This is a genomic window from Pseudomonas sp. NFR16 (assembly GCF_900108875.1).
Lineage (GTDB): Bacteria > Pseudomonadota > Gammaproteobacteria > Pseudomonadales > Pseudomonadaceae > Aquipseudomonas.
On sequence record NZ_FNYJ01000001.1, the window covers coordinates 355901 to 369271 of the forward strand.

The following is a 13371-nucleotide window of genomic DNA, read 5'->3' on the forward strand; positions in this document are numbered from 1 at the left end:
ACATGAAGATGCGCCACCCCGCGATGGATTCGCCGGGCGCATGCACCGTGCATGCATGGCTCCGGTTCAGGCCGGAGCGACTGACGCATTGTTCGATCTGCCCCATGCACTTCGGAGATAGTCTGTGATTAGCCTTAACTCGTCCCCCGCAGCACAGCCGTTTCGTCCTTTCAACCGTCTCGCCGTTGCCGTCAGCCTGACGCTCGCCGGCCTGTGCAGCAGCCCGGCGTTCGCCGAACCCACGCTGTACGTCGCAGGCGTTGGCGGTTCCACCGAGCAGATGTACAAGACCAAGGTCATTCCGGCTTTCGAAAAACAGCACAACGTCAAAGTCGTCTACGTCGCCGGTAATTCCACCGAGACGCTGGCCAAGTTGCAGGCGCAGAAAGGCCGTCAGCAGATCAACGTGGCGATGATGGACGACGGTCCGATGTACCAGGCGTTGCAGATGGGCCTGTGCGAGAAGCTCAGCGACGCGCCGGTGTACAAGGATCTCTATCCGCTGGCGCGCTTGAGCCCTGAGGCCACCGGCATCGGTGTGGTCGCCACCGGCATCGGCTACAACGAAGAGGCGTTCAAGAAGCGTGGCTGGGCAGCACCGGATTCGTGGGAAAACCTCACCGATCCGCGTTACCGGCAACTGCTGGGCATGCCTCCGGTGACCAACACCTACGGGCTACACACGCTGGTCGAAATGGCCCGCCTTCGCGGGGGCGGCGAGAAGAACATCGACCCCGGCTTCAAGGCCCTGAAGGATGAGATCGGCCCGAACGTGCTCGCCTGGGTGTCGGCGCCGGGGGAGATGGACGGCATGATGCAGAACGGCGACGTGGTCATGGCGGTGTATGGCAGCGGGCGTGCCGTGGCGCTGCAAGGCACCGGGTTCCCGCTGAAATTCATTTACCCCAAGGAAGGTGGAATCGCCCTGCAGGTTGCCGCCTGCAGCGTGACGCCAAACGCCCAGTCAGAGCTCTCCCAGGCGTTCATCCAGTACGTGCTTTCGCCTGAGGTTCAGCAGATTCAGGCGCAGGAAAACGGCTTCGCTCCGGTCAATCAGACCGTCACCCTGACCCCCGAACTGGCCGCGCGGATGCCGTATGGCCCGGAGAAGGTCAACGCGCTGATCAAGGTGGACTGGGACACGATCAACCAGCAGCGCGGCGAGTGGACGACCCGCTGGAATCGCACCGTCGAGCGTTGATCGCGATGGCTGATCGTTGATCGGGCCTGGCCCGGTCACTCCGATAACCTTTCTGGAGACGCAGGTTCGCCTGCGTGGCACGCCCATGGCATTCCTCACACTCGAAGGCATCGTCAAAGAGTACGGCAGCTTCAAGGCCATTGACGGTCTGAATCTGGAAGTCCGGCATGGCGAGTTCGTCGCCTTGCTCGGCCCGTCCGGCTGCGGCAAGACCACCACCTTGCAGTCGATTGCCGGTTTCGTGCAGCCCACCCATGGGCGAATCATTCTCGACGGCCGGGACATCACCCACGTGCGGCCTGAGCAACGCGGGCTGGGCATCGTGTTCCAGAGCTACGCACTGTTCCCGCACATGACCGTTGCGCAGAACATCAGCTTCGGCCTGGAAATGCGCGGCGTGGCCAAAGCCGAGCGCGCCAGGCGGATCGACGAGGCGCTGGATCTGGTCCGGCTCGTCGGGCTGGGTGATCGTTACCCCAAGGCGCTGTCCGGCGGGCAGCGTCAGCGGGTCGCCATTGCCCGGGCACTGGCCATCCGGCCGAACCTGTTGTTGCTCGATGAGCCGATGTCCAACCTGGACGCCAAACTGCGCGAAGAGATGCACATCGAACTGCGGGCGATCCAGCGCGAGTTGGGCATCACCACGATTCTGGTGACCCACGATCAGGTCGAAGCGATGACCATGAGCGACCGCATCGCGGTGATGCAGAAGGGCCGGATCGTGCAGATCGACACGCCGTTCGAGGCCTACGAGCGGCCGCATTCGCCATTCGCCTCGGCGTTTCTGGGCAAGACCAATGCCTTTGCCGGCGCCGTGCAACTGCGCAACGAACGTTGCTGCCACGTGCAGGTGCACGACACGCTGCTGCACGTGCCCCATGAAGATCGCTCACTGGGCAACGACGTCAATGTCTATATCCGCCCGGAAAAAGTGCGCCTCACGCCAGTCGGCGGCGGTCGTCTGAGCGGGCGGATCCGCGTGCGGGTGTTCCTCGGCAATCTCTGGCTGATCGCTGTGGAAAGTCGTCTGGGGCTGGTGCATATGACTCAGCCGAACCTCGGCGCGCCGCCGCCGGAAGAGGGGACCGAGGTCGGTCTGGACTGGTCGGACGATGATCTGCGCCTGCTCGATCGGGAGGTCGCCCATGGTCAGGTATGACGCCGAACGCGTGGGCGCTGCACCCTGGATGCTGAGCGGGCCGGCGCTGCTGGTCTTCGGCGCGCTGCTGCTGGCGCCATTGCTGCTCACCGCCGTGTTGTCGCTGAACCTGTTCAGTGACAGTGCCGGCGTGATGCCAGGCTACAGCCTGGGTAACTACGCGGAGGTTTTCAGCGACAATTATTTTCACGAAATCTTTCTGCGCACCGGCGCCATGGCGCTGGCCGTGACGGTGCTTTGCGTACTGCTCGGCATTCCGGAGACCATCATCATTGCGCGCATGGCGCCGCGCTGGCGTTCGCTGTTCTTGCTGGTGGTGCTCGGTCCGCTGCTCATTTCGGTGGTCGTGCGCACCCTCGGCTGGGCCATTCTGCTGGGCAACAACGGCCTGATCAATGATGCGCTGCAGGCGTTGGGCATCGTCGATCAACCGGTGCGGATGCTGTTCACCCAGGTCGGCGTGATCATTGCGCTGACCCACGTGCTGGTGCCGTTCATGGTCATCGCGGTCTGGGCGACGTTGCAGCGCCTGGACCTGCAGGTGGAATGGGCGGGGCTGTCGCTCGGGGCATCGCGCCTGACGGTGTTCCGCCGGATCATCCTGCCGCAGATCATGCCCGGCGTGCTGTCGGGGTCGATCATCGTCTTCGCTCTGGCGGCGTCGGCCTTCGCCACGCCGGCGATCATCGGTGGCAGACGCTTGAAGGTGGTCGCGACGGCGGCTTACGACGAGTTCCTCGGCACCCTCAACTGGCCCCTCGGCGCCGCCATCGCGATGCTCCTGCTGCTGGCGAATCTGATCATCATTCTGGGTTGCAGCAAGCTGGCCGAGCGCCGCTTCAAGCAAGTGTTCGAGTAAACCGCCATGCACAAGAACGGATTTTTCTCGCTGTTTTTCCACACCGCGTTCGTCATCTTCATTGTCGCGCCGCTGGTGGTGGTGATCGCCATGGCGTTCACCAGCAAAGGCTACCTGTCATTGCCCACCGATGGCCTGTCGCTGCGCTGGTTCAGCGCGCTGCTCGACAATCAGGAAATGATCGACGCGTTCACCCTGTCGATCCGGCTCGGGCTGGCGTCGGCCACCCTGGCGGCGTTGCTCGCGATCCCGGCGGCGCTGGCGATCAGTCGCTACGACTTTCCGGGGCGCGGCGCAGTGACGGGTTTTCTGCTCTCGCCGCTGATGATTCCCTCGGTGGTGCTGGGCATCGCGTTTCTGCGCTTCTTTTCGCTGGCGCAGATCGGCGGGTCGTTCTGGGCGCTGACGCTGACCCACGTGATCGTCGTGTTGCCCTATGCGCTGCGCCTGACCCTTGCCTCGACCATCGGCCTCGAACGCGATATCGAGCAGGCCGCCATGTCGCTGGGCGCCAGTCGCTGGACGGCGTTCTACCGCGTGATCCTGCCGCGCATCCGCACCGGTGTCGTCGGCGGCTGGATGCTGGCGTTCATCCAGAGTTTCGACGAACTGACCATGACGGTGTTCGTCGCCACGCCCGGCACAACCACGCTGCCGGTGGCGATGTACAACCAGATTTCGCAGACCATCGATCCGTTGATCACGGCCGTTTCCACGGTGCTGATCATCGGCACGCTGCTGTTGATGCTGATACTCGACCGCTTGGTCGGACTTGACCGGGTTCTGATCGGAGAGGGCAAATGAAGCCGCACATGCAGGGCGACACACACTCGGACGTCATCGTCGTCGGCGGCGGGCTGGTGGGCACAGCCGTCGCGTACGGCCTGGCACGGCTGGGCACTGACACGGCGGTGCTCGATCAGGGCGATGACGCCTTTCGCGCCTCGCGAGGCAACTTCGGTCTGGTCTGGGTGCAAGGCAAGGGCCACGACTTGCCGGATTATTCGCGCTGGACGCGTTCGTCCGCGACGCGCTGGGCCGGGTTCGCCCAGGCGCTGCTCGCGGACAGTGGCATCGACGTTCAGCTCAGGCAGCCCGGCGGTTTTCACATGTGCTTCAGCGACGAAGAACTCTCCGAACGTCAGTCGCGCCTGCGGTCGTTGCAGGACGCGCTGGGCGATTACCCCTTCCAGATGCTCGACGCCGCTGACCTCAAAGCGCGTCTGCCGCTGATCGGCCCGGCGGTGGTCGGCGCCAGTTACACGCCACAGGACGGCCACGTCAATCCGTTGAAGTTACTGCGCGCGCTGCACACCTCGGCGCAAGCCAAAGGCGCCCGGTTTCACAACGGCATGCAGGTGGAGCGGATTGACTGCGCGGCAGGCGAGTTCAGCGTCACGGCGAGCGGGCGCCGGTTCACGGCATCGCGCATCGTGCTGGCCGCAGGGCTTGGCAATCCCGGACTGGCGCGTCAGGTCGGCCTGCACGCGCCTGTCGCGCCCAATCGCGGGCAGGTGCTGATCAGCGAGCGGGTCCGGCCGTTTCTCGATTACCCCACGATCAACGTGCGGCAGACCGACGAAGGCACGGTGCAGCTGGGCGACTCGATGGAAGAGGTGGGCTTCGATGACAGCACCTCCACCCAGGTGCTCGCGGCGATTGCCCGGCGCGGGGTGTCGACCTTTCCGCTGCTGCGTGACGTGCGCCTGATCCGCGCCTGGGGCGCCTTGCGCGTGATGAGCCCGGACGGCTTTCCCATTTATCAGCAATCGGCCGCTCATCCCGGCGCTTTCGTGGTGACCTGCCACAGCGGTGTGACCCTTGCCGCCGCCCACGCGCTGCGCATCGCTCCGTGGATCCTGGGCGGCGCGATGCCCGATGAACTGGGCGTGTTTACCGGCGAGCGTTTTCTGACTGACAAGGTGTTTTCCCATGCGCACTGATCCGCTTTTCACACCGGTCGCCAGCGAGGTCTGCTCGACGCGAACCGTGGCCCTGACCTTCAACGACCAGCCACTGAATGTCCCGGCGGGCAGCAGCGTTGCTGCCGCGCTGCTGATGTCCGGCATCACCCGGTTTCGCGGCACGCCGGTGAGCGAATCGCCCCGTGCGCCATATTGCATGATGGGCGTGTGCTTCGAATGCCTGGTGGAAATCGACGGCGTTCCCAACCGTCAGAGCTGCCTGATCGAGGTCGTCGAGGGCATGCGCATACGTTCACAGGAAGGCGCCCGCGACCTGATTTTCCAACCGGTCAGCGTGCTGGCTCTCGAGGTGCAGTCATGAGCGTTATCAACGTCGATGTCGCGGTGATCGGCGCTGGCGCCGCGGGCATGTCCGGGGCGGTGGCGCTTGCCGGTCTGGGCCTTGAGGTGGTTTTGCTGGACGAGCAGGGCAGTCCTGGCGGACAGATCTACCGCGGGATCACGCTGGCGCCGTTGTCCCGGCGCGACATGCTCGGCACCGATTACGCCCATGGCAACACCCTGGCGCAGGCGCTGGCTTCGTCCACCGTGCGCTATGAAAAAGGCGCCGCGGTGTGGCAGGTGACCCGTGATCATCAGGTCAGTTATCTGCGCGACGGTCGCCTGCACACCTTGCAGGCCAAGGCAGTGCTGTTGGCGACGGGCGCGATGGAACGGCCTTTCCCGATTCCCGGCTGGACCTTGCCCGGCGTGATGAGTGCGGGCGCCGCGCAGATTCTGCTGAAGAGTTCAGGCCTTGCACCGTCCGAACCCGTGGTGCTGGCCGGCTGCGGCCCGCTGCTCTATCTGCTCGGCTGGCAGTACTTGCGTGCCGGCGTGCCGATCAAGGCACTGGTCGATACCACGCGGCCCGAAGACTACTGGCGTGCGCGCCGTCATCTGTTCGCCGCGCTGCGCGCCTGGCCTTATCTGCGCAAGGGCCTGGAGCTGATGCGCAGCCTGCGCAGCGCCGGCATCGCGCATTACACCGGAGCCGAGCAGCTGGCGGTCGAAGGCAGCGACGCGGCGAGCGCGCTGACGTTCAGCGTGGCCGGCAAAACCCGACGCATCCAGACCCGCTGCGTGCTGTTGCATCAGGGCGTCGTGCCGAACATTCAGTTCAGCCAGTCGCTGCGGGCTCGACATGACTGGGACGACGAGCAGTTGTGTTTCAGCCCGGTGGTCGATGCCTGGGGAGAGCTCGACGTGCCAGGCATCTTCGTGGCCGGTGACGGCGCCGGCATTGGTGGGGCTCAGGCGGCTGCGTTACAGGGCGAACTGGCAGCGTTGGCGATCGCCGCACGGTTGCACCGCATCGATGAACAGCCGCGCGACGCCCGGGCCGTGGCCCTGCGCAGCGGCCTGGAAGCCAACCTCAGAATCCGGCCGTTCCTCGACGCGGTGTACCGCGCCAAAGACGAAAACCGTATTCCTGCGGACGAGGTCATGGTCTGTCGCTGCGAAGAAGTCACCGCAGGCGAGCTGCGCAAGTTCGTGGCGCTGGGCTGCTCGGGGCCGAATCAGGCCAAATCGTTCGGCCGCTGCGGCATGGGACCTTGCCAGGGGCGCCTGTGTGGCTTGACCGTGACCGAGGTCATCGCCCAGGCGCGCGGCGTGTCGGCGCAGGACGTTGGCTATTACCGGATTCGCCCGCCGATCAAGCCGATTACCCTGGGAGAGCTTGCCGGTGAGTAAATCGAGTGCGCAGCAGCGTGACGTGCTGGTGATCGGTGGCGGCATTCATGGCCTGAGCACTGCGTTTCATCTGGCGCAGCGTGGGGTCACCGTCACGGTCCTCGAGGCCGACTACTGCGGGCGCCACGCGTCCGGCGTGAATGCTGGCGGGGTGCGCACCCTCGGGCGTCACGACGCTGAGATCCCGCTGGCGTTGTCTTCCCGTGCACTTTGGCACCAACTCAAGCACACGCTGGGCGACGACGGCGGCTTCGTGCCGAGCGGCCAGTTGAAACTGGCGGAAAACCAGGCCGAACTGGACGAGTGCCGCGCGCGGGTGCAGCACCTTCAGGCGCTGGGCTTCACTCACGAGACACTGATCGATGACCGGCAGGTGTTCGAGATCATTCCCACCGTGGCGCGGCACGTGGTCGGTGGCATCTGGGTCGAGGCCGACGGCTACGCGGTGCCCTACAAAGCTGTGACGGCGTTTCGTCTGGCCGCCGAAAGGCTCGGCGTGCGGGTGCTCGAAGGCACGCCGGCGCAGCGCATCGAGCAACGCGGCAGCCGGTGGCAGGTGAACACAGAGCGCGGCCTGTTCAGCGCCGAGCATCTGGTGATCACCGCAGGCGCATGGGCCAGTGAACTTGCGGCGCAGATCGGTGAGGCGGTGCCTGCCCATCCGGAGGGCCTGATGCTGATGGTCACCCACCGTGTCGCGCCGTTCTGCGGGCCGGTGCTGGGTGCGACCGGCCGCTCGCTGTCGTTCAAGCAGTTCGCCAACGGCACCGTGGTGATCGGCGGCAAACTCATCGGCTCGCTGGACTTTGCAGCGCGTCACGGCGAAGTCGACATGGCGCGCCTGGGCACCAGCGCGCGCACCGTCACCGACCTGTTCCCGCACTTGAAGCATCTGGGCGTCAATCGTGTCTGGGCCGGCGTCGAAGCGTTTACCGCAGACGACCTTCCGGTCATTGGCGCCAGCCGCAAAGCCAGCAATCTCAGCTATTCGTTCGGTTTCTGCGGCAGCGGATTCCAGATGGGCCCCGGCACGGGCAAGCGTCTGGCCCAGCAGATTCTTGGCGAGCATTCCGACATTTCCCTGGACGCCTTCGACATCGGCCGCTTCACCGTAGTCACCGGCGCGTCGGCCGCTTTTCCTCAACCCGCTATTTCCATTCCCAACCCTCAGGAGTTCCCATGCTGGACATCACCCGAATCGAAACCAACCAACGCATGAGCCGTGTCGTACAGTGCAACGGCTTTACCTTCCTCGGCGGGCAGACCGCCACGGACCGCACGCTGGACATCAAGGGCCAGACGGCGCAAGTGCTGGAGAAAATCGACAATTATCTGGCCAAGGCCGGCCTGGACAAGACACGCATCCTCAGCGCGCAAGTCTGGCTTTCGGACATCCAGGCCCATTTCGCAGGCATGAATGAAGTCTGGGACGCCTGGGCGCCGGAAGGGCATGCACCGGCGCGTGCGACTGTCGAGGCGCGACTGGCAGCGCCTGAATTGCTCGTCGAAATCACCGTCGTGGCGGCGGGCTGAGAGGCTCCGGGCAGCCCGCCGCACAGGGCTGCCCGTCTCCGACGTCGACTCCGGGTCGATTCATCGGCCCGCTCGACGCCCTCCACAAACGACTGAACTGTTGCGCGGGTTCGGGGCCTCAACTTAACCCCAGCATGCGGAGACCGTCAGATGAACAACGATCAATTCAATCAATACGATGCCGAACGCCTTCACCAACGCGTCGCGGCCGAACTCGGCCTGACCCCGGACGAGCTGAAAACCTGGATGATCAACGACATCGAGCGCGTGACCGAAGGCGGCGAAGAAGTGGGCCACATGGTGGTGTTCCGCGAATCCACCCCGGCGGACATCCTCGACAAAGTCCAGCACAAGCAAAGCACGTTCACAGCCATGACCGGCGTGATCAAGCCTGACTGAACGGGCGTCGGCCTCAGGGCGACAGCAGCGACGAAAACAGCTCTGACTGCGTGTTGATGCCCAGCTTGCTGTAGATGTGGCGGCGATGGGTTTTCACCGTGTCTACCGAGATCACCAGCAAGTCCGCGATGCGCTTGCTCGAGTGGCCGCTGAGCATCAACTGACAGATATCGAACTCTCTGGGCGTCAACGCCGTGCGCAGCGTTTCCAGACCATGATGCGACGGCGCGCGCAGCGGTGGCTCGGCCTGCGGGCTGTGGGCAATGTGCTGGTCGATCAAGGCTTGCATCCACGGCTGAAACAGCGCCAGGTGCGCGACTTCATCGTTGCTGATGGACGTGCGCGAGCCAAACGACAGACAGACCAGGCGGCGTTCATCGATGCGGCAGTTGAACTGGATTTCGTCGGCCACCACGTTGAGGTGGAAGTAGCGCTGGTAATAGTCGGTCTGCTCGAAGCAGTCGGGGGCCACGTCGCGCAGCTGAAACAGCCCGCTTTGCGCCTGCTCGCAATTGACCCGGTAAAACGGATCGATCAGATAAATGCCGCGCAGATAGTCCTGAAACAAGGGGTCCGGACCGCCATCTTCGGCAGGCGACTCGTCCAGCAGGTAAGGCCGCCCGTCTTCGAACAGCAGCGCGACCCAGTTATCGAAGTGCAAGACGTCGCTCACCCTTCTCACCACCGTCTGCCAGAAGTTCGGCTGGCCGATGGCGCCAATCAGAATTCCAAACGTTCGATGCCAGGCAATCTCCTGCAGCGTCGGCGTCATTGTCACTCCTTGGGATTACCCTTGATGTGTGATTACCCCTCGGGCGGCGGGCATTGATAATACCCTACGGAATGAGGCCGGCAGCAGCCGGAATTTTGTGGAGAGCCATGCATGAATGTAGAACTTGCCCAGGTCACCGGCCGCGACGGGGATGTGCCGTACAACCTTGCGCGCACCCTGGCGCTCATCGAAGCCTGTGCCAGCGACACCGAGCTTCTGGTGTTGCCGGAAACCTACCTCACAGGATTTCCCACCCGCGATAACGTCGCCCACCTTGCCGAGCCGCTGGACGGGCCGATGCTGGCGCAGGTCCATCAGGCGGCGAAGGCGCGTAACATCGCCGTCGCCGTAGGTTTTGCCGAGGTTCATGAGGGCCGGTACTTCAATACCACGGTGCTTATCACCCCCGAGCACGGTGTCGCGCTGCATTACCGCAAGACGCATCTGTGGTCGGGCGAGCGTGATGTCTTCGAAGCCGGCGACCGGATGTCCACGGTGTTGTGGCGGGGCGTGCGTGTGGGCTTGCTGATCTGTTACGACATCGAGTTCCCCGAACCTGCGCGCGCCTTGGGGCAACTGGGTGCGCAACTGCTGCTTGTCACCAACGGCAATTTTGACCCCTACGGGCCGACGCACCGCACGTGTGTGATGGCGCGGGCGCTGGAAAACCAGGCATTCGCCGTGATGGTCAACCGCGTCGGCGCAGGCGATGACAACCTGGTGTTTGCCGGTGGCAGTGCGGTGGTCGACCCGTTCGGCGACCTGTTGGTCGAAGCCGGCCGTGACGAAGCCACGCTGCGATTGACCCTGGACATGAACCTGCTGGCCAAGGCCCGCGAGCCCTACATCTACGATCGGCATCAACGCATGCGCCTGCGTGGCGAGGTCATCGAAACCGGCGAGCGCCGCGACCTGCTGATTTCGCCCTGAGCCTGATTGCCGTCGTTACCGAGCACCGCAGCGGGCGCGCCCTGCGCACGCTGCGTCGAATAATTACAAGCTGTTCACTTCTTGCCACTGCCCACTATCCGGCTCGCCTCGTGCGAACGACTAAAAACATCATCGGAGACGCTAATGGCTCATTTGAAACGCACGTTGTCACTCGGCACCCTGGTCATCTTCGGCGTTGGTCTGATGACCCCGATCATTGTCCTGGGCACCTTCGGCATTCTCGCGCAGTCCAGCGACGGGCACGTGCCCATGGCGTACCTCGCCGCGCTGGTGGCGATGCTCCTGACCGCCATCAGCTACGCGCACATGGCCAAGGCTTTCCCGGTGTCGGGCTCATCGTATACGTACGTGAGAAAAGCCATCGATGCGCGACTTGGTTTCATGACCGGCTGGGCGATCCTGCTGGATTACCTGTTCCTGCCCATGGCGATCTGGCTGATCGGCACCGCGTACCTGAACTCGGCATTCCCGGCGGTGCCGCCGTTCATCTGGTTGTTGGCGTTCATTGCGCTGACGACGGTGATCAACATCCTGGGGCTGAAGATCGCCACGGCCGTCAACGTGCTGCTGTTGCTGGTGCAGGTGCTGATTCTCGCGGCCTTCATCGCGCTCTGCATTCACTACACCCTGGGAGATCCTTCCAGGCCACTGTTCACCCTGACGCCGTTCGCCAGTGGCGGCGTGCAGTGGTCGATGATCATGAGTGGCGCGGCGATCGCCTGTTATTCCTATCTGGGTTTCGACGCCGTGAGTACGTTGACCGAGGAAACCCATGACCCGGAGCGCAACATGCCACGGGCGATTCTGTGGGTGACGCTGATTGGCGGGCTGATTTTCGTCGGCACTTCCTACGTGGTGCAGGTCGCTCAGCCCTCGCTGCAGTTTGCCAATGTCGATTCGGCGGCGTACGAGATCGCGAAGAACATCGGCGGCGATGTCTTCGTGTCGATCTTCCTCATCGGTCTGGTGATCGGCCAGTTCACCTCGGGCATCGCCGCTCAGGCCAGCGGATCGCGCCTGCTTTACGTGCTGGGTCGGGACTCGGTCTTGCCCAAGGGCTTCTTCGGCTATCTGTCGCCACGCTTCGGCACGCCGGTCGGCTGTATCCTGCTCAGCGCGGTGGTTGCATTGCTCGCGCTGAAGATGGACGTGACAACCTCGACCTCGTTCATCAACTTCGGCGCGTTTCTGACCTTCATCCTGGTCAACTTGTCAGTCATCTTCCATTACTGGATCGGGCAAAAGCGACGCGGCCTCAAAGCACTGGTTCTTTACGTCCTGCTGCCGCTGGCGGGGATGGCCGCGGACCTGTGGCTGATGTTCAGCCTGGACGCCAACGCCGTCGAACTGGGCCTGTCGTGGTTGGCCATCGGCTTCGTTTACCTGACCTACCTGACCGGTGGGCTGCGCCGTCAACCGCCGGAGCTGACGCTGGAAGACGCCATCTGAGAGAAGACAGTCGGGCGGTAGGTCGGTGCTGACCGCTTACCGCCCGCGTGGTGCGGGTGCGACAGGACGAATGCGCAGGTTCAGTGACAGGCTGTCGACTGACCTGCGCATTTGTCTTTTCATGCGTCTGCGAACAGGGCGCTGAGTTTTCGGGCGGCTTTGTCGAACGCCAGCTTCATCGCTTCGATCACTTCATCGTCGTGCTCGAACGAGATGTAAATGCGCCCATAAGGGGAGGGCATCATCAGGACACCGGCCTCGCGCAGTGCCAGGTGCAGGGCTTTGCTGAAGGCAGGATTGGCAACACGCGATGCCTGTTCGTAGGTGACCGGTGCAGTCGCGGCACGCCAGATGCCAAAGACATTGCCATAGCCGCTGGTGGTCACCGTGATGCCTTGGGCTTTGAAAAGGCTTTCCACGGCGGCGCGCAACGCTTCGCCACGCTGGATCAGTTGCGCATAGTCGCTCTGATCCAGTAACGCCAGGGTGCTGCTCACCGCAGCGCAGGCCAGCGGGTTGCCACTGAAGGTTCCCCCTCGCGCCACGCGCCCTTCCTCGAACCCCGCAAGGATGTGCGGCTTGCCGACCACCGCCGAGACCGGCACGCCGTTGCCGATGGCCTTGCCGACGCTGGCCAGGTCAGGGTCCAGTCCGTCCAGCAGTCCGGCCAGGCCAGCGTGCAGGCGAAAGCCCATCAGCACTTCATCGCAGATCAGCAGGGCGCCGTGTGCGTGGGCGATCGCCTGTACGTGTTTCAGGTAACCCGGCAGCGGCATGATACAGCCGGCGTTCGCCAGCATCGGCTCCAGTATCACCGCGGCAATGTCGGCGTCCTCGGCGAACAGCCGCTCGACATCGTCGAAGTCGTTGAAGCGCAGCAAGGTCGTGCGTGGGGTGGAAGGGCGTTCGCCGTCTGCGAAATGCGCTTCGTCGGAGGTCACGTTGCCGAAACTCACGTCGTCGAACCAGCCGTCGAAACCGGCGGCCATCTTGGCGATCTTGCCGCGACCGGTATAAGCGCGCGCCGCCCGACAGGCCAGGTGCACCGCTTCGCTGCCGGAGTTGGTGAACATCACTTTCGTCAACTGGCCGGTGTGCGCCGCCAGTGCAGTGGCGGCCGCATGTTCGCGCACGTGAGCCCAGGAGGGCGCTGCGCTGTCGCCGAGTGCCTCGGTCACTGCGGCGTTGACCCGGTCATCGGCGTGGCCCAGCAATACCGCGCCAAAGCCCAGCGCGGTATCGATGTACCGGCGCCCGTTGTTGTCCCAGAGCCAGGCACCCTTGCCCTTGCGAATAAACAGTTTCTCGCCGTTCAGCTCCGGCAGGATGCGCGCGGCACTGGATACATCGCCCACTAGATTAGCCATTCTCAACCTCTGAAATCCGGAC

Annotated in this window: 14 protein-coding genes; 12 read left to right on the forward strand and 2 right to left on the reverse strand. The window is 63.9% G+C overall.

All coding sequences use genetic code 11. The annotated features are described in order from the left end of the window. Nucleotides 1–124 precede the first annotated feature (124 nt). The 10 genes from BMZ10_RS01705 (at nucleotide 125) to BMZ10_RS01750 (ending at nucleotide 8810) form a co-directional block, all read left to right on the forward strand. The gene (locus tag BMZ10_RS01705) at nucleotides 125–1201 is read left to right on the forward strand and encodes an ABC transporter substrate-binding protein (protein WP_177182023.1); all 1077 of its coding nucleotides are present in this window, start codon (nucleotides 125–127) and stop codon (nucleotides 1199–1201) included. Nucleotides 1202–1286: 85 nt separating this feature from the next. After that, nucleotides 1287–2360 (forward strand): ABC transporter ATP-binding protein, encoded by a 1074-nt coding sequence (locus tag BMZ10_RS01710; protein WP_093458328.1) that lies wholly within the window; start codon nucleotides 1287–1289, stop codon nucleotides 2358–2360. Further along, nucleotides 2347–3219, forward strand: coding sequence for an ABC transporter permease (locus tag BMZ10_RS01715; RefSeq protein WP_093458329.1), 873 nt, complete (start codon nucleotides 2347–2349; stop codon nucleotides 3217–3219). The genes BMZ10_RS01710 and BMZ10_RS01715 overlap by 14 nt, the downstream gene beginning before the upstream one ends. A gap of 6 nt (nucleotides 3220–3225) precedes the next feature. Beyond that, nucleotides 3226–4023 carry an ABC transporter permease gene (locus BMZ10_RS01720; protein WP_093458330.1) on the forward strand — a complete coding sequence of 266 codons (798 nt, stop codon included), beginning with the start codon at nucleotides 3226–3228 and terminating at the stop codon, nucleotides 4021–4023. Continuing rightward, nucleotides 4020–5162 (forward strand): NAD(P)/FAD-dependent oxidoreductase, encoded by a 1143-nt coding sequence (locus BMZ10_RS01725; protein WP_256214290.1) that lies wholly within the window; start codon nucleotides 4020–4022, stop codon nucleotides 5160–5162. Before BMZ10_RS01720 ends, BMZ10_RS01725 begins: the two co-directional genes overlap by 4 nt. Then, nucleotides 5152–5505 carry a (2Fe-2S)-binding protein gene (locus tag BMZ10_RS01730; protein WP_093458331.1) on the forward strand — a complete coding sequence of 118 codons (354 nt, stop codon included), beginning with the start codon at nucleotides 5152–5154 and terminating at the stop codon, nucleotides 5503–5505. The genes BMZ10_RS01725 and BMZ10_RS01730 overlap by 11 nt, the downstream gene beginning before the upstream one ends. Next, nucleotides 5502–6878: an FAD/NAD(P)-dependent oxidoreductase gene (locus BMZ10_RS01735; RefSeq protein WP_093458332.1), complete on the forward strand. Its 1377-nt coding sequence runs from the start codon at nucleotides 5502–5504 to the stop codon at nucleotides 6876–6878. The genes BMZ10_RS01730 and BMZ10_RS01735 overlap by 4 nt, the downstream gene beginning before the upstream one ends. Beyond that, nucleotides 6871–8097 (forward strand): NAD(P)/FAD-dependent oxidoreductase, encoded by a 1227-nt coding sequence (locus BMZ10_RS01740; RefSeq protein WP_093458333.1) that lies wholly within the window; start codon nucleotides 6871–6873, stop codon nucleotides 8095–8097. Before BMZ10_RS01735 ends, BMZ10_RS01740 begins: the two co-directional genes overlap by 8 nt. After that, nucleotides 8061–8411, forward strand: a complete 351-nt coding sequence (locus tag BMZ10_RS01745) for a RidA family protein (RefSeq protein WP_371265931.1) — start codon at nucleotides 8061–8063, stop codon at nucleotides 8409–8411. Before BMZ10_RS01740 ends, BMZ10_RS01745 begins: the two co-directional genes overlap by 37 nt. A gap of 150 nt (nucleotides 8412–8561) precedes the next feature. After that, complete coding sequence (locus BMZ10_RS01750) at nucleotides 8562–8810, forward strand: hypothetical protein (protein ID WP_093458335.1); 249 nt, start codon at nucleotides 8562–8564, stop codon at nucleotides 8808–8810. A gap of 13 nt (nucleotides 8811–8823) precedes the next feature. On the opposite strand, the gene BMZ10_RS01755 is transcribed toward BMZ10_RS01750, so the two are convergent. Then, nucleotides 8824–9582, reverse strand: coding sequence for a helix-turn-helix transcriptional regulator (locus BMZ10_RS01755; RefSeq protein ID WP_093458336.1), 759 nt, complete (start codon nucleotides 9580–9582; stop codon nucleotides 8824–8826). Between the two features lie 111 nt (nucleotides 9583–9693). Here BMZ10_RS01755 and BMZ10_RS01760 point away from each other — a divergent pair, with 111 nt between their 5' ends. Together BMZ10_RS01760 and BMZ10_RS01765 are read left to right on the forward strand one after the other, a co-directional pair. Next, entirely contained in the window at nucleotides 9694–10512 is an 819-nt protein-coding gene (locus tag BMZ10_RS01760) for a carbon-nitrogen hydrolase family protein (protein WP_093458337.1), read from the forward strand. A gap of 144 nt (nucleotides 10513–10656) precedes the next feature. Continuing rightward, a complete protein-coding gene (locus BMZ10_RS01765) occupies nucleotides 10657–11982 on the forward strand; it encodes an APC family permease (RefSeq protein WP_093458338.1) in 1326 nt (441 codons plus the stop codon). Between the two features lie 119 nt (nucleotides 11983–12101). Here the strand turns inward: BMZ10_RS01765 and BMZ10_RS01770 are convergent, their stop codons facing one another. Next, entirely contained in the window at nucleotides 12102–13349 is a 1248-nt protein-coding gene (locus BMZ10_RS01770) for an aspartate aminotransferase family protein (RefSeq protein WP_093458339.1), read from the reverse strand. Nucleotides 13350–13371 lie beyond the last annotated feature (22 nt).

What these genes read in the sequence shown, in the direction of transcription:
- BMZ10_RS01710 (WP_093458328.1), top strand. Translation starts at nt 1,287, where the DNA reads ATGGCATTCCTCACACTCGAAGGCATCGTCAAAGAGTACGGCAGCTTC.
- BMZ10_RS01715 (WP_093458329.1), top strand. Translation starts at nt 2,347, where the DNA reads ATGGTCAGGTATGACGCCGAACGCGTGGGCGCTGCACCCTGGATGCTG.
- BMZ10_RS01720 (WP_093458330.1), top strand. Translation starts at nt 3,226, where the DNA reads ATGCACAAGAACGGATTTTTCTCGCTGTTTTTCCACACCGCGTTCGTC.
- BMZ10_RS01725 (WP_256214290.1), top strand. Translation starts at nt 4,020, where the DNA reads ATGAAGCCGCACATGCAGGGCGACACACACTCGGACGTCATCGTCGTC.
- BMZ10_RS01730 (WP_093458331.1), top strand. Translation starts at nt 5,152, where the DNA reads ATGCGCACTGATCCGCTTTTCACACCGGTCGCCAGCGAGGTCTGCTCG.
- BMZ10_RS01735 (WP_093458332.1), top strand. Translation starts at nt 5,502, where the DNA reads ATGAGCGTTATCAACGTCGATGTCGCGGTGATCGGCGCTGGCGCCGCG.
- BMZ10_RS01750 (WP_093458335.1), top strand. Translation starts at nt 8,562, where the DNA reads ATGAACAACGATCAATTCAATCAATACGATGCCGAACGCCTTCACCAA.
- BMZ10_RS01755 (WP_093458336.1), bottom strand. Translation starts at nt 9,582, where the DNA reads ATGACGCCGACGCTGCAGGAGATTGCCTGGCATCGAACGTTTGGAATT.
- BMZ10_RS01760 (WP_093458337.1), top strand. Translation starts at nt 9,694, where the DNA reads ATGAATGTAGAACTTGCCCAGGTCACCGGCCGCGACGGGGATGTGCCG.
- BMZ10_RS01765 (WP_093458338.1), top strand. Translation starts at nt 10,657, where the DNA reads ATGGCTCATTTGAAACGCACGTTGTCACTCGGCACCCTGGTCATCTTC.
- BMZ10_RS01770 (WP_093458339.1), bottom strand. Translation starts at nt 13,349, where the DNA reads ATGGCTAATCTAGTGGGCGATGTATCCAGTGCCGCGCGCATCCTGCCG.